This window comes from Streptomyces sp. NPDC002276 (assembly GCF_053891435.1).
Genome location: NZ_JBSFCQ010000003.1, coordinates 741158 through 758872, shown reverse-complemented (window position 1 = coordinate 758872; position 17715 = coordinate 741158). Strand labels below are relative to the sequence as shown.

Annotated in this window: 14 protein-coding genes; 11 read left to right on the top strand and 3 right to left on the bottom strand. The window is 71.3% G+C overall.

The genetic code is table 11. From position 1 onward, the window contains the following. Positions 1-187 precede the first annotated feature (187 nt). From ACWIHT_RS12120 to ACWIHT_RS12085, 8 genes are all read left to right on the top strand, one after another. A complete protein-coding gene (locus tag ACWIHT_RS12120; RefSeq protein WP_456167085.1) occupies positions 188-871 on the top strand; it encodes a response regulator in 684 nt (227 codons plus the stop codon). A 123-nt stretch (positions 872-994) separates the two neighbouring features. Beyond that, positions 995-3700: a DNA translocase FtsK gene (locus tag ACWIHT_RS12115; protein WP_456167083.1), complete on the top strand. Its 2706-nt coding sequence runs from the start codon at positions 995-997 to the stop codon at positions 3698-3700. Positions 3701-3967: 267 nt separating this feature from the next. Beyond that, entirely contained in the window at positions 3968-4828 is an 861-nt protein-coding gene (locus tag ACWIHT_RS12110) for a helix-turn-helix domain-containing protein (RefSeq protein WP_456167081.1), read from the top strand. A gap of 105 nt (positions 4829-4933) precedes the next feature. Then, the gene (rimO, locus tag ACWIHT_RS12105; RefSeq protein WP_381251290.1) at positions 4934-6406 is read left to right on the top strand and encodes a 30S ribosomal protein S12 methylthiotransferase RimO; all 1473 of its coding nucleotides are present in this window, start codon (positions 4934-4936) and stop codon (positions 6404-6406) included. After that, entirely contained in the window at positions 6403-7356 is a 954-nt protein-coding gene (pgsA, locus tag ACWIHT_RS12100; protein ID WP_456167079.1) for a CDP-diacylglycerol--glycerol-3-phosphate 3-phosphatidyltransferase, read from the top strand. The genes rimO and pgsA overlap by 4 nt, the downstream gene beginning before the upstream one ends. Continuing rightward, positions 7353-7898, top strand: a complete 546-nt coding sequence (locus ACWIHT_RS12095) for a CinA family protein (RefSeq protein ID WP_456167077.1) — start codon at positions 7353-7355, stop codon at positions 7896-7898. Before pgsA ends, ACWIHT_RS12095 begins: the two co-directional genes overlap by 4 nt. A gap of 109 nt (positions 7899-8007) precedes the next feature. Continuing rightward, positions 8008-8382, top strand: coding sequence for a helix-turn-helix domain-containing protein (locus ACWIHT_RS12090; protein WP_019060943.1), 375 nt, complete (start codon positions 8008-8010; stop codon positions 8380-8382). Between the two features lie 298 nt (positions 8383-8680). After that, the gene (locus ACWIHT_RS12085) at positions 8681-8974 is read left to right on the top strand and encodes a hypothetical protein (protein ID WP_456167075.1); all 294 of its coding nucleotides are present in this window, start codon (positions 8681-8683) and stop codon (positions 8972-8974) included. On the opposite strand, the gene ACWIHT_RS12080 is transcribed toward ACWIHT_RS12085, so the two are convergent. The 3 genes from ACWIHT_RS12080 to ACWIHT_RS12070 are packed head-to-tail and all read right to left on the bottom strand — an operon-like array spanning position 8922 to position 15664. Beyond that, positions 8922-9686 (bottom strand): SDR family NAD(P)-dependent oxidoreductase, encoded by a 765-nt coding sequence (locus ACWIHT_RS12080; RefSeq protein WP_456167073.1) that lies wholly within the window; start codon positions 9684-9686, stop codon positions 8922-8924. The two genes, ACWIHT_RS12085 and ACWIHT_RS12080, sit on opposite strands and share 53 nt — an antisense overlap. A gap of 32 nt (positions 9687-9718) precedes the next feature. Then, positions 9719-10597 (bottom strand): Fpg/Nei family DNA glycosylase, encoded by an 879-nt coding sequence (locus ACWIHT_RS12075; RefSeq protein WP_456167071.1) that lies wholly within the window; start codon positions 10595-10597, stop codon positions 9719-9721. Positions 10598-10636: 39 nt separating this feature from the next. Continuing rightward, positions 10637-15664, bottom strand: a complete 5028-nt coding sequence (locus tag ACWIHT_RS12070) for an ATP-dependent helicase (protein WP_456167069.1) — start codon at positions 15662-15664, stop codon at positions 10637-10639. A 113-nt stretch (positions 15665-15777) separates the two neighbouring features. On the opposite strand from ACWIHT_RS12070, the gene ACWIHT_RS12065 reads away from it, so the two are divergent. The 3 genes from ACWIHT_RS12065 to ACWIHT_RS12055 are packed head-to-tail and all read left to right on the top strand — an operon-like array spanning position 15778 to position 17707. Beyond that, entirely contained in the window at positions 15778-16755 is a 978-nt protein-coding gene (locus ACWIHT_RS12065; protein ID WP_456167067.1) for an AraC family transcriptional regulator, read from the top strand. Beyond that, positions 16641-17402: an AzlC family ABC transporter permease gene (locus ACWIHT_RS12060; protein WP_456167065.1), complete on the top strand. Its 762-nt coding sequence runs from the start codon at positions 16641-16643 to the stop codon at positions 17400-17402. Before ACWIHT_RS12065 ends, ACWIHT_RS12060 begins: the two co-directional genes overlap by 115 nt. After that, positions 17399-17707: an AzlD domain-containing protein gene (locus ACWIHT_RS12055; protein ID WP_201048136.1), complete on the top strand. Its 309-nt coding sequence runs from the start codon at positions 17399-17401 to the stop codon at positions 17705-17707. The genes ACWIHT_RS12060 and ACWIHT_RS12055 overlap by 4 nt, the downstream gene beginning before the upstream one ends. Positions 17708-17715 lie beyond the last annotated feature (8 nt).

Sequence of the window (17715 nt, the reverse complement as noted above, 5' to 3'; positions counted from 1 at the left end):
AGGCACGGGATTCGGGGAACCTTCTGGTCTCCCGCTACGTTTCTGCTTCGTGCACAGTGACATCGCGGTGACAGGGTGTGGCGACAGGCGGGGTGCGGCTACCATGACCGGCACAAGGACGGGCGGCGCAAGAGAGTCGTCCTCTGGGGCGGCGCCCGGTGCACATCCGGGGCGAGGAGGGCGGGCCATGGTGCAGAAGGCCAAGATCCTTCTGGTCGATGACCGGCCGGAGAATCTGCTGGCGCTGGAGGCCATCCTCTCTGCGCTCGATCAGACACTGGTTCGGGCATCGTCCGGGGAGGAAGCGCTCAAAGCACTGCTCACGGACGACTTCGCGGTCATTCTGCTGGACGTCCAGATGCCAGGCATGGACGGTTTCGAAACCGCCGCGCACATCAAGCGACGGGAGCGGACCCGGGACATCCCGATCATCTTCCTCACCGCGATCAACCACGGCCCGCACCACACCTTCCGGGGTTACGCGGCGGGCGCGGTCGACTACATCTCCAAGCCGTTCGACCCGTGGGTGCTGCGCGCGAAGGTCTCGGTCTTCGTCGAGCTGTACATGAAGAACTGCCAACTGCGGGAGCAGGCGGCGCTGTTGCGGCTCCAGCTGGAGGGCGGCGGCAAGCCCGCGGCCGGTGCGGCGAAGGAACCGGCCGGACTGCTCGCCGAGCTGTCCGCGCGGCTCGCGGCCGTCGAGGAGCAGGCGGAGGCGCTGTCCAAGCAGCTCGACGACGAGTCGGCGGACGCGGCCGCCGTGGCCACCGCAGCCCATCTCGAACGCAAACTCACCGGGCTGCGCCGGGCACTCGACGCCCTGGAGCCGGGCACCGGCACCGGAGCGCCTTCGCTTCCGTCACAGAACTGACGTCCGCCGCGGGCGCAGTTGTGCGTGAGCGGGCGTCAGCTCCCCATCCCGTAGGGGCGACACGAACGGGTGAAGCAGTGGGCACACGTGTCCCCTGCGCTCTCCACAGGTAACCTCACACCTATGGCCTCACGTCCCTCCGCAGCCAAGAAGCAGCCCGCCAAGAGGGCTGCTCCGGCGAAGGCTCCGGCGAAGAAGGCCGCCGCGAAAAGGGCGCCGGCGAAGAAGGCGGTCGCCAAGAAGACCGCCCGCCCGGCGCCCAAGCCCGCGCCCAGCCCCACCGGTGGCATCGTCAAGCTCGTGCGCGCCATCTGGCTCGGCACCGCGCACGCCGTCGGCGCCGTGTTCCGCGGCATAGGGCAGGGCGCGAAGAACCTCGATCCGGCGCACCGCAAGGATGGCGTGGCTCTGCTCCTGTTCGGCCTCGCCCTCATCGTCGCCGCCGGCACCTGGGCCGATCTGCGCGGCCCGGTCGGCGACCTCGTCGAGATCCTTGTCACGGGCGCCTTCGGCCGCCTCGACCTGCTCGTGCCGATACTGCTCGCGGTGATCGCCGTGCGCTTCATCCGCCACCCGGAGAAGCCCGAGGCCAACGGCCGCATCGTGATCGGCCTGTCCGCGCTCGTCATCGGCGTCCTCGGCCAGGTCCACATCGCCTGCGGCGCGCCCGCCCGCAGCGACGGCATGCAGGCGATAAGGGACGCCGGCGGCCTCATCGGCTGGGGTGTGGCGACCCCGCTGACGTACACCATGGGCGAGGTGCTCGCCGTCCCCCTCCTCGTGCTGCTCACGATCTTCGGGCTGCTGGTCGTCACGGCCACGCCCGTCAACGCCATCCCGCAGCGCCTGCGGCTGCTCGGGGTGAAGCTGGGCATCGTCCACGACCCCGAGGACGAGGACGAGTTCGGCGAGGACGACGAGCGCTACGACGAGCAGTGGCGCGAGGCGCTGCCCGCACGCCCTCGCAAGCGCGGGAGCGACCCCGAGGCGTACGACCCGGACAGCGCGGAGCAGGAGGCCCTCACCAGGCGCCGGGGCCGCCCCAGGCGCTCCGCGGTGCCCCAGCCCGACATGCACCGCCCCATGGACGCCGTGGACGTCGCGGCGGCCGCCGCGGCGGCGCTCGACGGGGCCGTCCTGCACGGCATGCCGCCCTCGCCGATCGTCGCCGACCTCACCCAGGGCGTACGGGTCGGGGGAGACCGCGAGGACACCACTCCGACGCCCGTCCCGGCACCCGCCGCGCGCCCCAAGCAGGAGAAGCTCAAGGCCGAGGTCATGGACCTCACGAAGGCGCCCCCGGAGGAGGTCCGCGACCTCCCGCCGCGCGCCGAGCAGCTCCAGCTCTCCGGCGACATCACGTACTCGCTGCCCTCGCTCGACCTCCTCACGCGCGGGGGCCCCGGCAAGGCGCGCAGCGCCGCGAACGACGCCGTGGTCGCCTCCTTGACGAACGTCTTCTCCGAGTTCAAGGTCGACGCAGCCGTCACCGGCTTCACGCGCGGGCCCACGGTCACGCGCTACGAGGTCGAGCTCGGCCCGGCCGTCAAGGTGGAGCGCATCACCGCTCTCACGAAGAACATCGCCTACGCCGTCGCCAGCCCCGATGTGCGGATCATCAGCCCGATCCCCGGCAAGTCCGCGGTCGGCATCGAGATCCCGAACACGGACCGGGAGATGGTCAACGTAGGAGACGTCCTGCGCCTCGCGGACGCGGCCGAGGACGACCACCCGATGCTCGTGGCGCTCGGCAAGGATGTCGAGGGCGGCTATGTCATGGCCAACATGGCGAAGATGCCGCACATCCTGGTGGCCGGTGCCACCGGCTCCGGCAAGTCGTCCTGCATCAACTGCCTGATCACGTCGATCATGTGCCGCGCGACCCCCGAGGACGTCCGCATGGTCCTCGTCGACCCCAAGCGCGTCGAACTGACCGCCTACGAAGGCATCCCGCACCTGATCACGCCCATCATCACCAACCCTAAGCGGGCCGCCGAGGCGCTCCAGTGGGTCGTACGCGAGATGGACCTCAGGTATGACGACCTCGCCGCCTTCGGGTACCGGCACATCGACGACTTCAACCAGGCGATCCGCGACGGCAAGCTGAAGACGCCGGACGGCAGTGAGCGCGAGCTCAAGACGTATCCGTACCTCCTGGTGATCGTCGACGAGCTGGCCGACCTGATGATGGTCGCCCCGAGGGACGTCGAGGACTCGATCGTGCGCATCACGCAGCTCGCGCGCGCGGCCGGCATCCACCTGGTGCTCGCGACACAGCGACCCTCCGTGGACGTCGTCACCGGTCTGATCAAGGCGAACGTGCCCTCCAGGCTCGCGTTCGCCACCTCCTCGCTCGCCGACTCCCGGGTCATCCTCGACCAGCCCGGCGCCGAGAAACTGATCGGCAAGGGCGACGGGCTGTACCTGCCGATGGGTCAGAACAAGCCCACCCGTATGCAGGGCGCCTTCGTCACCGAGGACGAGATCCACGCCGTCGTGCAGCACTGCAAGGACCAGATGACCCCGGTCTTCCGGGAGGACGTCACCGTAGGCGCCAAGCAGAAGAAGGAGATCGACGAGGACATCGGCGACGACCTCGATCTGCTGTGCCAGGCGGCCGAACTGGTCGTGTCCACGCAGTTCGGGTCCACCTCGATGCTCCAGCGCAAGCTGCGCGTCGGCTTCGCCAAGGCCGGGCGGCTCATGGACCTCATGGAGTCCCGGGGCATCGTCGGACCCAGTGAGGGGTCCAAGGCGCGTGACGTTCTGGTGAAGGGCGACGAGTTGGACGGCGTGCTCGCGGTGATCCGCGGGGAGTCCGAGGGCTAGAAGCGGGTAGGCGGTTCCCCGAGGGGGTGCGACCGGCCGTGACTCACCCGTTAGAGATCGTCGGGCAACCGTTTCCCTTTGCCGTACGTCAAGTTGAGCGAGAGGACAGATGGGGCTCCCACCATGGGGTCCGTGTCCGGCCCGCCATCGGTCTGTCCGGCCATACCGATGGCGTACAAAGTCCCACCGCCCGGTTGCCCCACCCTTTCATACCCCCCCTAGACTGAACCTCCAGCACAGGCGGCTACACGCTCGAAAGGCGCCCCCGTGTCCATCGGCAACTCCCCTCAAGACGAGCGTCCGTTCGAAGACGGACACTCCGAAGACGGTCATGAGGAAGCAGCCCGCCCTTCCGTCGGCCGAGCCCTGCAACAGGCACGTATCGCCGCCGGGCTGACCGTCGACGACGTCAGCAGTGTCACCCGGGTCCGCATCGCCATCGTGCACGCCATCGAAGCCGACGACTTCACGCCCTGCGGCGGTGACGTCTACGCCCGCGGGCACATCCGGACCCTCGCCAGGGCCGTCCACATCGATCCCGCCCCGCTCCTCGCGCGCTACGACGACGATCACGGCGGCCGCCCGGCCCCGACGCCGGCCGCACCCCTCTTCGAGGCGGAACGTATCCGTCCGGAACGGCGGGGCCCCAACTGGACCGCCGCCATGGTCGCCGCGATCGTCGCGGTGGTCGGCTTCGTCGGATTCACCGCCTTCAAGGGCGGCGACAGCGACACCGACGCCAAGTCGCAGGTCGCCCAGGGAGCATCGCCCAGCGCCAGCAAACCCGCCAAGCCGACACCCTCGAACACCGACCCCGCCACCCCCAAGTCCGACCCCTCCGACAGCGCCATCGCCGCCGCGCCGCAGGACAAGGTGACGGTCCAGGTGACCGCGGTCGACGGCCGCAGCTGGATCTCCGCCAAGGACCACAACGGCCGGATGCTCTTCGACGGACTCCTCAAGAAGGGCGAGTCGAAGACCTTCCAGGACAGCTCGAAGGTCAACCTGATCCTCGGCGACGCCGGCGCGATCCAGCTCTACGTCAACGGCAAGAAGATCGAGGACGACTTCCAGCCCGGAGCGGTGGAGCGCCTCACGTACACCAAGGGCGACCCCGAGGTCGGATAAGCAGACCGGCAAGCGGGCCCTACGGGGTGACTGTTCAAGGGGTTGGCCAAGATCGGCCAACCCCTTCGACGTGGGGTGTCAGTGGGACGAAGTAGTCTTGAGCCCATGCCTGAACGCCGTACCGTCGCACTCGTCACTCTTGGCTGCGCCCGTAACGAGGTGGACTCGGAGGAGCTCGCAGGCCGCTTGGAGGCGGACGGCTGGCAACTCGTGGAGGACGCCGAGGACGCGGACGTCGCCGTCGTCAACACCTGTGGCTTCGTCGAGGCCGCCAAGAAGGACTCCGTAGACGCCCTCCTGGAAGCCAACGACCTCAAGGGCCACGGCAGAACGCAGGCCGTCGTCGCGGTGGGCTGCATGGCCGAGCGGTACGGCAAGGAACTCGCCGAGGCGCTCCCCGAGGCCGACGGAGTGCTCGGCTTCGACGACTACGCCGACATCTCCGACCGCCTCCAGACCATCCTGAACGGCGGCATCCACGCCTCGCACACCCCGCGCGACCGCCGCAAGCTGCTGCCGATCAGCCCCGCCGAGCGGCAGGAGTCCGCCGCCGACGTCGCGCTGCCCGGCCACGGCCCGGTCGACCTCCCGGACGGCCTCGCGCCCGCCTCGGGCCCCCGCGCGCCCCTGCGCCGCCGCCTGGACGGCTCCCCGGTCGCCTCGGTGAAGCTCGCCTCCGGCTGCGACCGGCGCTGTTCCTTCTGCGCCATCCCGTCCTTCCGCGGTTCCTTCATCTCCCGCCGCCCCAGCGACGTACTGAACGAGACCCGGTGGCTGGCCGAACAGGGCGTCAAGGAGGTCATGCTGGTCTCCGAGAACAACACGTCCTACGGCAAGGACCTGGGCGACATCCGCCTCCTGGAGTCGCTGCTGCCCGAACTGGCGGACATCGACGGCCTGGAGCGCGTGCGCGTGAGCTACCTCCAGCCGGCCGAGATGCGCCCCGGGCTCATCGACGTGCTCACCTCGACACCGAAGATCGCGCCCTACTTCGACCTGTCCTTCCAGCACTCCGCGCCCGACGTGCTGCGCTCCATGCGCCGCTTCGGCGACACCGACCGCTTCCTCGAACTCCTCGACACCATCCGCTCCAAGGCCCCGCAGGCCGGCGTGCGCTCGAACTTCATCGTCGGCTTTCCCGGCGAGACCGAGGCCGACCTCGCCGAACTGGAGCGCTTCCTGAACGGCGCCCGCCTGGACGCCATCGGTGTCTTCGGCTACTCCGACGAGGAGGGCACGGAGGCGGCGACGTACGACAAGAAGCTCGACCAGGACGTCGTCGACGCCCGGCTCGCGCACATCTCGCGGCTCGCCGAGGAACTCGTCTCGCAGCGCGCCGAGGAGCGCGTCGGCGAGACCGTGCACGTGCTGGTCGAGTCGGTGGACTCCGAGGACGGCGCCTACGGCCGCGGCGAGCACCAGGCGCCGGAGACGGACGGCCAGGTGCTCCTCACGAGCGGCGAAGGCCTGAGCGTCGGCCGTATGGTCGAGGCGAAGGTGGTCGGTACGGAAGGTGTCGACCTGGTGGCCGAGCCGCTCCTGGGCTCGCTCGCGTGTAGTGAGGAGGCGGGCAGATGACCGGAGTCCCGGCATCGGCGGCGGGCGACACCTCCAGCGCGAACGGCGCGCCCGCGAGCGCGGGTTCCGGTGCGGCCTCCGGTGGCGCCCCCTCCGGCGCGATGTCGGGCAGTGTCTCCGGTGGGATCCCCTCCGGGGGAGTGTCGGCCGGCGGTGCGCCTCCCAGTAGTGGAGCGGCTTCCGGTGGTGCGGGTTCGGGTGGGGCTTCGGCCGGGGGTGCCTCTTCTGGGGGGACGTCGGCCGGTGGTGTCTCTTCTGCCGGTGCCTCGGCCGGTGGTGTCCCGGCTGGAGTCGTCGACTCGGGCGGTCCTGGTGGCCCGAGGCCAGCGCGCGGTGCGAAGGTCGTCGCCGCCGCCGTCAACCAGGCGAGCGTCTGGAACATCGCCAACTTCCTGACCATGCTCCGGCTGCTGCTCGTCCCCGGCTTCGTCGCCCTGATGCTGGCCGACGGCGGGTACGACCCGGCGATGCGCTCGTTCGCCTGGGCGGCGTTCGCCATCGCCATGATCACCGACCTGTTCGACGGCCATCTGGCGCGCACCTACGACCTCGTCACCGACTTCGGGAAGATCGCCGACCCCATCGCCGACAAGGCGATCATGGGCGCGGCGCTGATCTGTCTGTCCTCGCTCGGCGATCTGCCGTGGTGGGTGACCGTCGTCATCCTCGGCCGGGAACTCGGGATCACACTGCTGCGTTTTCTTGTCATCCGGTACGGCGTCATTCCCGCGTCGCGCGGCGGCAAGCTGAAGACGCTCACACAGGGCATCGCCGTAGGGATGTATGTGCTGGCGCTCACGGGATGGCTGGCCACCCTGAGGTTCTGGGTGATGGCGGCGGCGGTCGTGCTGACCGTGCTGACCGGGCTCGACTATGTGAGACAGGCCATTGTGTTGCGCAGGCAGGGGATCGCCGAGCGCAGGGCGGCGTCGGAGGAGACGGAAGCGTGAGTTCCACGGCCACTGAAGTGGTGCGACTACTGACCGTGAGCGGTGCGACGCTCGCTGTCGCCGAGTCCCTCACCGGTGGTCTGGTTGCGGCGGAGATCACATCGGTGCCCGGAGCCTCCAAGGCCTTCCGCGGTTCCGTCACCGCCTACGCCACCGAGCTGAAGCACCAGCTGCTCGGTGTCGACGCCGCCCTGCTGGCCGAGCGGGGCGCCGTAGATGCGCAGGTCGCGGCCCAGATGGCGGCCGGTGTGCGGAAGGCGCTGGGCGCCGACTGGGGCATCGCGACGACCGGTGTCGCCGGCCCGGAGCCGCAGGACGGGCAGCCCGTGGGCACCGTTTTCGTCGCCGTGGACGGGCCCTTTGGACCGGATTCGGATGCCGTCGGTGGCGGGAAAGTAGCCGCGCTGCGGTTGAACGGCGGCCGGGCGGAAATTCGTATGGAGAGTGTACGGAGCGTACTCGCGCTGCTTTTGGAGCGGCTCGTGAGCGAACAGACCGGGAATGAGCGGGCACAGGATACGGAACAGAACGGGGGGTTTTGATGTTTGCAGCCCTGAGTGAACACGACATCGCTCCCCGCACGGCCGCGGCGCAAGGCGGTACGGTGGGGCGAGAAGGATGCGGCTACGCGGTCCGAGGAGGGAGCCACCGATGATTCTGCTCCGTCGCCTGCTGGGTGACGTGCTGCGTCGGCAGCGCCAGCGCCAGGGCCGTACTCTGCGCGAAGTCTCCTCGTCCGCCCGAGTCTCACTCGGCTATCTCTCCGAGGTGGAGCGGGGGCAGAAGGAGGCTTCCTCTGAACTGCTCTCCGCCATCTGCGACGCGTTGGACGTACGGATGTCCGAGCTCATGCGGGAAGTGAGCGACGAGCTCGCTCTCGCCGAGCTGGCCCAGTCTGCTGCGGCCACCGGTTCTGTGCCCACGTCGGTACGTCCGATGCTGGGTTCCGTGTCGGTGACCGGTGTGCCACCGGAACGGGTGACCATCAAGGCCCCCGCCGAGGCGGTGGACGTGGTCGCCGCGTGATGCTGACGCCGGTCTGAGCCGACGCGGCGCTGACCGGCGCTGAGAATGTACTGAGGCCCCGGCCGGGGCTTCTCCAGTGAGAGCTGGAGAGGTGCGGTCGGGGTCTTTCGCGTTCCGGGCGCCTTGCGTGGCGGGGTGCTTTGCATGGCCGGGTGCTTTGCTGGTCCGTGGCGGTCCGTTTGCCGGTGTGGCTCAGTGCGGTCATGGTTGAGGCGGGTGGTGCGTCCGTGTGCCGTCGATGCGCCCTCCTCGCGGATGACCGCGGTGGCTTAGCGTCCGGCTGGAGGTGGTGGCGGCCATGTCGGGGCGGATAGCGCGCTGGGGGGCTGCGTTGGGACTCGGGGCGCTGTGGTGGTGGGCCGTGCTGCGGCTCGCCCTGACACCGCACGCGGGTGCGCTGGAGGGGGCGGTCGCGGCCGGGGGATGGGGGCTGAGCCTGCTCCCGGTGCACTGCATGCCCAAGGCGCGGGCGGCCGGCGCCGTGGCCGTGGGGCGGTGGAGGGAAGCCTGGCAGACGTCACCCGCTGGGGAGGCGTCCGTCACCAGGGCATCGCCACGCCCCCGTTCGGGCGGAGGATCTGACCCGTCGTGAACGACGACGCGTCGGACGCCAGATACAGCACGGCGTGCGCGATGTCCTCCGGCTCACCTACCCGGCCCAGCGGCGACAGCCGGGCCATCATCGCCTCGGTACGGGCCTGCGCCTCGCCCTCGTGGTGATCGGTCATGGGCGTACGTATCCAGCCCGGCGCGACGGCGTTGACGCGGATGCCGAGTCGGCCGACCTCTGTCGCCAGCGTCTTCGTCAACTGGACGACGGCCGCCTTCGCGGCGCTGTAGCACAGCAGCCCTGACCCTCCGGTGTCGATCGCACCCGAGGCCATGGTGACGATGCTGCCCCTCGTGCCCCGGTCGAGCATCAGCCGGGCCGCCTCCTGACAGGCGTACAGCACCCCTTTGAAGTTGACGTTCAGCACCCGGTCGAGATCCTCGTCCCGGGTCTCCAGCACCGTGCTGCTGTGCATGATCCCGGCGACCGCGGCCATCACATGCAACTCCTCGCAGGACTCGACGGCCTGCCGGACCTGCGCGCGATCGGTGACGTCGAGCTGATGGGTGCGGGCGGTGCCCCCCTTGTCCTTGATCAGGGTCGCCGTGTCGTGCAGACCCTGCGGGTCACGGTCGGCGCAGTGCACGGTGGCACCCGCCTCGGCGAGCAGCACGGCGGACGCGCGGCCGATACCGCTGGCGGCGCCGGTGACGAAAGCGGTGCGTCCGGTGAGGTCGTACGCCTTGACGGGCATGCAGCGACGGTACGAGGGTTTCTGACGGGTCGTCAATTAGTCGTACGGTGCTGAGTTCCGCGCGGTGGAGAGGCACCCGGCGCCGGACCCACCTGGCAGGCCGGGCACCAGTAGGTGGGCCGCTCGCGGGAGCCGTCGCCCTGGTCGGCCGTGCGGATCGGGGTGCCGCAGCGCAGACAGGGGCGGGGTGCGCGGCCGTAGACGAACAGGTCGGGGGAGTGGGGGCCGCCTGTGGGGCGGTGCGTGGAACCGTTCGTGATGGTGCTCGTGGTGTTGCGAACCGGGCGGTCGCGGTTGGCTTCCAGGAGTCGCTTGGCGATGGCGGGCAGCTTCGCGGCGCGGTCGGCGGGGAGGGCGCCGACGGGGAGCCAGGGGGTGGCGCCGAGGAGGTAGCAGAGTTCGCTTTTGTAGATGTTGCCGATACCGGCCAGGTTCCGCTGGTCGAGCAAGGCCTCGCCGAGGGGACGGGAAGGGGCGGCGAGGAGGTTGGCCAAGGCCTGCTCCGGGTTCCAGTCGGGGCCCAGGAGGTCGGGGCCGAGGTGGCCCACGGCGCGGTGTTCGTCGGCGGTGCGCAGCAGTTCCAGGACGGGGAGGCGGTAGCCGACGGCCGTGCGGTCGGCGGTGCCGAGGATCGCGCGGATCTGGTGGGCCGGGCCGCCACCGCTCCAGCGTCGACCATTGGCGTACACCCGCCAGGTGCCGTCCATGCGCAGGTGGGAGTGGAGGGTCAGGCCGCCCTCGACACGGGTCAGCAGGTGCTTGCCCCGGGGTGTGACGTCCAGGACGGTGCGTCCGGTGAGGTCCGCCGTGGCGTACTTGGGGACCCTGAGGTCGCTGCGGGTCAGCACCTTGCCCGCGAGGGCCGTGTGGAGGCGCTCCGCGGTCTGCCAGACGGTGTCGCCTTCAGGCATGGGTCAAGGGTGGCATGCGGTGGTGAGGGTCGGTTCGGTTCACGCGCGCAGGCGCAGGCCGCGCGGTGTCGCGATGAAGCCCGCTCCTTCCAGGAGGGTGCCGATGGGGGAGGTCAGAGCCGAGGCGCCGTTGACCCGCTCCACCGTGACCGTGCCGAGCGAACCGGCTCGGGCCGCTGCCGCGAGGGCTTCGGCGGCCCCTTGGAGGCGTGGGTCTTCGGTGGCTGTGGTGTCCGGCGCGGAGGGCCAGGCGAGCAGGGTCTTGCCGCCGCGCTCCATGTACAGCGTCAGCTCACCGTCGACGAGTACGACGAGCGAGCCGGCCTTCCGCCCCGGCTTGTGCCCGGCGCCCGTCGGCGGCTCGGGCCAGGGGAGGGCGGCGCCGTACGCGTTCGCCGGGTCGGCTGCGGCCAGGACCACGGCTCGGGACGAGAGGGACGGACGGCGGGGGTGGTGGCTGGCGTAGGGAGAGGCGGTGCTGGTCCGGGGTGTCGGGGCGGGGAAGTCGCGGGGTGAGATGTAGTCGCCCGGGGACGGGGGGTGGGAGGAGGGGGAGCCTTGGAGCCGTGAGGTGGGCCCGGCCGGTGTGCCCGTGTCGTCGAGGTCATCGAAGTCGGTGAACGGGCCGAAGGCGTCGGCGAAGTCGTGGACTCCGGAGGGGGTGGGTGTGTGCGGCTCGGAAGTGGCGTGCCGACCGTGGTCGTAGGGGGTCGGGGCTGCTGTGGAACGGTCTGCCGAACCGGGGGTCGGCGTCGGGGAGTTGTCGAGGGCCCCGAAACCGTACGGGTCGTTGTCCGTGGCGTCCGGTGCGGGCAGTTCGTCGCCCCGGTCGCGGGCGTTGGCGACCGCGCGGAGGCGGTCCACCGCGCCGTCCATCGCGAACTGGGCGGCGCCGAGCCCCTCCACGACATAGCCGCGCCGAGCCTGACCGCTGTCCTCGAAGACCGACAGGACGCGGTACGTCGCCGAGAAGCCGCCCTCGACACCCTCCGCGGCGACCGCTCCCCGGGTCACCACGCCGTGCCGGTCGAGCAGGGTGCGGGCCAGGGCGTGGGCGCGCACGGTGGGGTCCGGTTCATGGGCGGGGAGCAGGGACCAGCGGCCCGCGACGGTCGGCGGACCGGTTCGGGAGGCGGGGCGGGCGGCCGCGGTGAGGGAGCCGTAGCGCCCGCGCGGGACCGTGCGTTTCGCGCGGTGGGCCGTGGAACCCGCTGTACGGCCGGAGCCCAGCAGGGAGCGCATGGGGGTGAGCGTGTCGTTCGTGAGCCGACCGGACCAGGCCAGGTCCCAGACAGCGTCGGCCAGTTGGGGATCGGTGGCGTCAGGATGGGTGGTCGCGCGGATCTGGTCGGCGATCTGGCGGAAGAAGAGGCCGTAGCCGCCGGAGAGGGCGTCCAGGACTGACTGGTGCAGTGCCGTGAGTTCGAGCGGGTGCGGGGGCGGGAGGAGCAGGGGGGCCGCGTCCGCCAGGTAGAGGGAGATCCAGCCGTCCTTGCCGGGGAGGGAGCCCGCGCCCGCCCACACCAGCTCGCCGGCGGAGGTGAGTTCGTCGAGCATGGCGGGCGCGTAGTTCGCCACGCGGGACGGCAGGACGAGCTTCTCCAGGGCGGACGCGGGCACGGAGGCACCCTGCAACTGCTCGACCGCGCGCACCAGTCCGTCGATACCGCGCAGTCCATGGCCCTTGCCGATGTGCTGCCACTGGGGGAGGAACTGCGCGAGCGCGGCCGGCGGCACCGGCTCCAACTCGTGCCGCAGCGCGGCGAGCGACCGGCGGCGCAGGCGCCGCAGCACCGTCGCGTCGCACCACTCCTGACCGATGCCGGCCGGGTGGAACTCCCCTTGTACGACACGGCCGTTCGCCGCGAGCCGCTGCAACGCGCCGTCGGTGACCGCCACGCCCAGCCCGAAGCGGGCGGCTGCCGTGGCCGATGTGAACGGACCGTGGGTGCGGGCGTGACGCGCGAGGAGGTCGCCGAGCGGGTCCTTGACCGGTTCGGTGAACGCCTCCGGGACACCGACCGGCAGCGCCGTGCCGAGCGCGTCGCGCAGGCGGCCCGCGTCCTCGATCGCCGCCCAGTGGTCGGCACCGGCGATACGGACCCGGATCGCGCGCCGCGCGGAAGCGAGGTCGTGGGCCCATGGTGCTGCCGCGCCCCGCTCGGCCAACTCGGCGTCGGTGAGCGGGCCGAGCATCCGCAGCAGGTCGGCGACGCCTTCGACGTCCTTGATGCGGCGGTCCTCGGTGAGCCACTGGAGCTCCCGCTCCAACTCGGTGAGCACCTCGGCGTCGAGGAGTTCGCGCAGTTCCGCCTGGCCGAGCAGCTCCGCCAGCAGTCGGGAGTCCAGGGACAGGGCGGCCGCGCGGCGCTCGGCGAGCGGTGAGTCTCCCTCGTAGAGGAACTGGGCGACGTACCCGAAGAGGAGGGAGCGGGCGAAGGGGGACGGCTCGGGGGTGGTGACCTCGACGAGGCGGACCTTGCGGGACTCCAGGTCGCCCATCAGCTCGGTGAGGCCCGGGACGTCGAAGACGTCCTGGAGGCATTCGCGGACCGCCTCCAGGACGATCGGGAACGAGCCGAACTCGCTTGCCACCTGGAGCAGTTGGGCCGCTCGCTGGCGCTGCTGCCACAACGGGGTGCGCTTGCCGGGGTTGCGGCGCGGCAGCAGCAGCGCGCGGGCGGCGCACTCGCGGAAGCGGGCCGCGAACAGGGCCGAGCCGCCGACCTGGTCCGTGACGATCTGATTGACCTCGCCCTTGTCGAAGGCGACGTCCGCCGCGCCCACGGGGGCCTGGTCGGCGTCGTACTCCGCGCCGGCCTTCATCGGCTCCTGGTCGAGCAGGTCCAGGCCCATCAGGTCGGCGTCGGGCAGCCTCAGGACGATGCCGTCGTCGGCGTGCATCACCTGGGCGTCCATGCCGTAGCGCTCGGAGAGGCGGGCGCCGAGGGCGAGTGCCCAGGGGGCGTGGACCTGGGCGCCGAAGGGGGAGTGGATGACGACGCGCCAGTCGCCGAGCTCGTCGCGGAAGCGCTCCACGACGATCGTGCGGTCGTCCGGGATGTGGCCGCAGGCCTCGCGCTGTTCGGCCAGGTACGACAGCACGTTCTCCGCGGCCCAGGCGTCGAGACCCGCGGCGAGGAGGCGCGGGCGGGCGTCCTCCTTGGGCTGGGAGCCGACCTCGCGGAGGAACGCGCCCACCGCGCGGCCCAGTTCGAGCGGGCGGCCCAACTGGTCGCCCTTCCAGAAGGGGAGCCTTCCCGGGACACCCGGCGCGGGGGAGACCAGGACGCGGTCGCGGGTGATGTCCTCGATCCGCCAGGAGCTGGTGCCGAGGGTGAAGACATCGCCCACCCGGGACTCGTAGACCATCTCCTCGTCCAGCTCGCCGACCCGGCCGCCGCCCTTCTTGGGGTCGGCGCCCGCGAGGAAGACCCCGAAGAGACCGCGGTCGGGGATAGTGCCCCCGGAGGTGACGGCGAGGCGCTGCGCGCCGGGGCGGCCGGTGATCGTGCCGGCGATGCGGTCCCACACCACACGCGGGCGCAACTCGGCGAACGCGTCGGACGGATAGCGGCCCGCGAGCATGTCCAGCACGGCCGTGAACGCCGACTCCGGGAGCGAGGCGAAGGGCGCGGCACGGCGGACCATGGCGAGCAGGTCGTCGACCTGCCAGGTGTCCAGCGCCGTCATCGCGACGAGCTGCTGGGCGAGGACGTCCAGCGGGTTGGCGGGGACCCTCAGGGACTCGATGGAGCCCGTGCGCATCCGCTCGGTGACCACGGCGGCCTGGACGAGGTCGCCCCGGTACTTCGGGAAGACCACTCCCGTGGAGACCGCGCCGACCTGGTGTCCCGCGCGGCCCACGCGCTGGAGACCGGAGGCCACGGAGGGCGGGGACTCCACCTGGATGACGAGATCGACGGCACCCATGTCGATGCCCAGTTCCAGACTGGACGTGGCCACCACGGCGGGCAGTCGGCCCGCCTTGAGGTCCTCCTCGACCTGGGCGCGCTGCTCCTTGGAGACCGAGCCGTGGTGGGCGCGGGCGATGACCGGTGGCGCGCCCTGGGCCGCGCCGGAACCGCCCATCAGCTCGGCCGGTGCGTGGTGCTCGTCCAGGGGCTCGCCGGTCGCGCGCTCGTAGGCGATCTCGTTGAGCCGGTTGCACAGACGCTCCGCCAGGCGGCGGGAGTTGGCGAAGACGATTGTTGAACGATGGGACTGGACGAGATCGGTGATGCGCTCCTCGACATGCGGCCAGATCGACGGCTTCTCCGCGCCCTCACTGCCGTCGGCCACCGGGGAGCCGCCCAACTCGCCCAGGTCCTCGACCGGGACGACCACGGAGAGGTCGAACTCCTTGCCCGACTTCGGCTGGACGATCTCCACCTTGCGGCGCGGGGAGAGATAGCGGGCGACCTCGTCGACCGGGCGCACGGTCGCCGACAGGCCGATACGGCGGGCCGGCCTCGGCAGCAGCTCGTCCAGCCGCTCCAGGGACAGCGCGAGATGCGCGCCCCGCTTGGTGCCCGCGACCGCGTGCACCTCGTCCAGGATCACCGTCTCGATACCGGTCAGCGCGTCACGCGTGGCCGACGTCAGCATCAGGAACAGGGACTCCGGGGTGGTGATCAGAATGTCCGGCGGGCGTGTGGACAGGGCGCGGCGCTCGGCGGGCGGGGTGTCGCCGGAGCGGATGCCGACCTTGACCTCGGGCTCGGGCAGGCCCAGGCGCACGGATTCCTGGCGGATGCCGGTGAGCGGGCTGCGGAGGTTGCGCTCGACATCGACCGCGAGGGCCTTCAGCGGAGACACGTACAGGACGCGGCAGCGCTTCTTCGGGTCGGCGGGCGGAGGTGTCGCGGCGAGCTGGTCCAGGGCGGCGAGGAAGGCGGCCAGGGTCTTGCCGGAGCCGGTCGGGGCGACCACCAGCACGTCCGAGCCCTCGCCGATGGCCTTCCACGCGCCCGCCTGGGCCGCGGTGGGCGCGGAGAAGGCCCCCGTGAACCAGCCGCGGGTCGCGGGGGAGAAGCCGTCGAGGGCTCGGTGTGCGGAGCTGACCATGCGTCCATCCTGCACCCGACCACTGACAATGCGTTTGACCAGCGGGAATTCAACTGCGACGGCTTGCGGAACCGTTTTGGTGCCGGTCGGCCGCCGTGGCGGAGAATGGCCGTATGGCGGGTTCGGGCGAGCGGGCGAGGCACTGGCGGTACACGGAGCTGCCCGGGGTCGACCTGCTCCGGGCCCGGTACATCCGCAAGACGTTCGTACGGCACACGCACGAGAACTTCGTCATCGCCGCCATCGCGGACGGCGCCGAGGTGTTCCATCACGGTGGGGGCGATGTCTACGCCGGGGCCGGGGCGCTCGCCCTGGTGAACCCGGACACTCCGCACACCGGCAGGGCGGGCGTTCCCGAGGGCTGGCGGTACGGCGCGGTCTACCCGTCGCCCGAGGTGGTGGCCGCGATAGCCGCAGAGACCACCTCGATCCGAGGCACGCCCGGGTTCGTCAGCCCCGTGCTCGACGACCCCTACACCGTCGGGCTCGTCCACCAGGTGCTGCGGGCAGCCGACGAGGGCAACGCGCTCGCCGCCGACACCCTGCTGCGGGTCGCCGTCACCAGGCTGCTCCGGCTGAACGGTGGATCGCTGCCGCAACGCGCCGTGCCCACGGCGGGCGGTCGGGTCGCCGCACGCGCGCGTGCCGTGCTGGAGGACCGGATGGTGGATCCGCCCACCCTGGAGCAGCTCGCCGGGGATCTGGAAACCAGTCCGTTCGCGCTGCTGCGCGCGTTCCGGGCCGCCTACGGAATGCCGCCCCACACCTGGCTGACCGACGCCCGGGTGCGCCGGGCACGTCGGCTCCTGGACGCGGGCACGGCGCCCGCGGAGGCCGCCGTAGCCGTCGGATTCACGGATCAGCCGCACCTCAACCGGCACTTCGCCCGGATCGTGGGCGTGCCCCCGGGCGCCTACCAGCGGGAGCGCAAGAACGTACAAGACGCGGGGCGGCGGCTCCTCCTATCGTCCGACATGTGCCAGAACAGATCGCTTCAGACGACATACACACCAGAGAGGAAGGAGAAGAGGCCGGGAGCAAGCCGGACTCCGCCGTCGTACGGGACGCCCTCGGGGTCGGGATCGCCGTAGGGCTGTCGGGGTTCGCCTTCGGGGTGACCTCGGCAGGTGGCGGGCTCACCCTGCTCCAGACCTGCGCTCTCAGCCTCCTCGTGTTCACCGGCGCCTCCCAGTTCGCGCTCGTGGGAGCGCTCGCGGTCGGCGGCAATCCGCTCACCGCGGCGGCGGGAGCCTTCTTCCTCGGCGTGCGCAACACCTTCTACGGGCTGCGCCTCTCGCAGTTGTTGGCCCTCCCGCGCGCGGTGCGGCCGTTCGCAGCCCAGTGGGTCATCGACGAGACGACGGCCGTCACGCTCGCCCAGCCCACCCGGCGTGCCGCGCGGATCGGGTTCACCGTCACCGGGCTCACCCTGTATGTGCTGTGGAACCTCACCACGCTGCTCGGCGCGCTCGGTGCCAAGGCCATCGGCGACACCGACGCCTGGGGTCTCGACGCGGCCGGACCCGCCGTCTTCCTGGCACTGCTCGCGCCCATGCTCAAGTCCACCGTCGAGCGTGCCGTCGCCGCGCTGGCGGTCCTGCTGGGGCTTGGGCTGTTGCCCGTGCTGCCGGCCGGAGTGCCGGTGCTCGCGGCGGCTCTCGCGGCGCCGATCGCCCTCTACGTAGAGGGCCGTCGGCAGGGCGGAACACGTAATGACGCACAGGAGGAAGACCGTTGACCGTCTGGATCGCGATCGCGGCCACCGCCCTCGGCTGCTACCTCGTCAAGCTCGCCGGACTCCTGGTACCCGCCGGTGCGCTGGAGCGTCCGCTCGTGAAGCGGCTGGCCGCCCTGCTGCCCGTCGCCCTCCTCGCCGCGCTCACGGCCCAGCAGACCTTCGCCGACGGGCACGCGCTCGTGCTCGACGCCCGGGCCGCGGGGCTCGCGGCCGCCGCCGTGGCGCTGGTGCTGCGGGCACCCTTCCTGCTCGTCGTCGCGGCGGCCGTGCTGGTGACGGCGGGTGTGCGGGCCATGGGCGGCTGAGCCCCCGA

Bases quoted from the DNA above. Each gene is read 5' to 3' on its own strand.
- ACWIHT_RS12120 (WP_456167085.1), top strand. From the start codon at position 188: ATGGTGCAGAAGGCCAAGATCCTTCTGGTCGATGACCGGCCGGAGAAT.
- ACWIHT_RS12115 (WP_456167083.1), top strand. From the start codon at position 995: ATGGCCTCACGTCCCTCCGCAGCCAAGAAGCAGCCCGCCAAGAGGGCT.
- rimO (WP_381251290.1), top strand. From the start codon at position 4,934: ATGCCTGAACGCCGTACCGTCGCACTCGTCACTCTTGGCTGCGCCCGT.
- pgsA (WP_456167079.1), top strand. From the start codon at position 6,403: ATGACCGGAGTCCCGGCATCGGCGGCGGGCGACACCTCCAGCGCGAAC.
- ACWIHT_RS12090 (WP_019060943.1), top strand. From the start codon at position 8,008: ATGATTCTGCTCCGTCGCCTGCTGGGTGACGTGCTGCGTCGGCAGCGC.
- ACWIHT_RS12085 (WP_456167075.1), top strand. From the start codon at position 8,681: ATGTCGGGGCGGATAGCGCGCTGGGGGGCTGCGTTGGGACTCGGGGCG.
- ACWIHT_RS12080 (WP_456167073.1), bottom strand. From the start codon at position 9,686: ATGCCCGTCAAGGCGTACGACCTCACCGGACGCACCGCTTTCGTCACC.
- ACWIHT_RS12075 (WP_456167071.1), bottom strand. From the start codon at position 10,597: ATGCCTGAAGGCGACACCGTCTGGCAGACCGCGGAGCGCCTCCACACG.
- ACWIHT_RS12070 (WP_456167069.1), bottom strand. From the start codon at position 15,664: ATGGTCAGCTCCGCACACCGAGCCCTCGACGGCTTCTCCCCCGCGACC.
- ACWIHT_RS12065 (WP_456167067.1), top strand. From the start codon at position 15,778: ATGGCGGGTTCGGGCGAGCGGGCGAGGCACTGGCGGTACACGGAGCTG.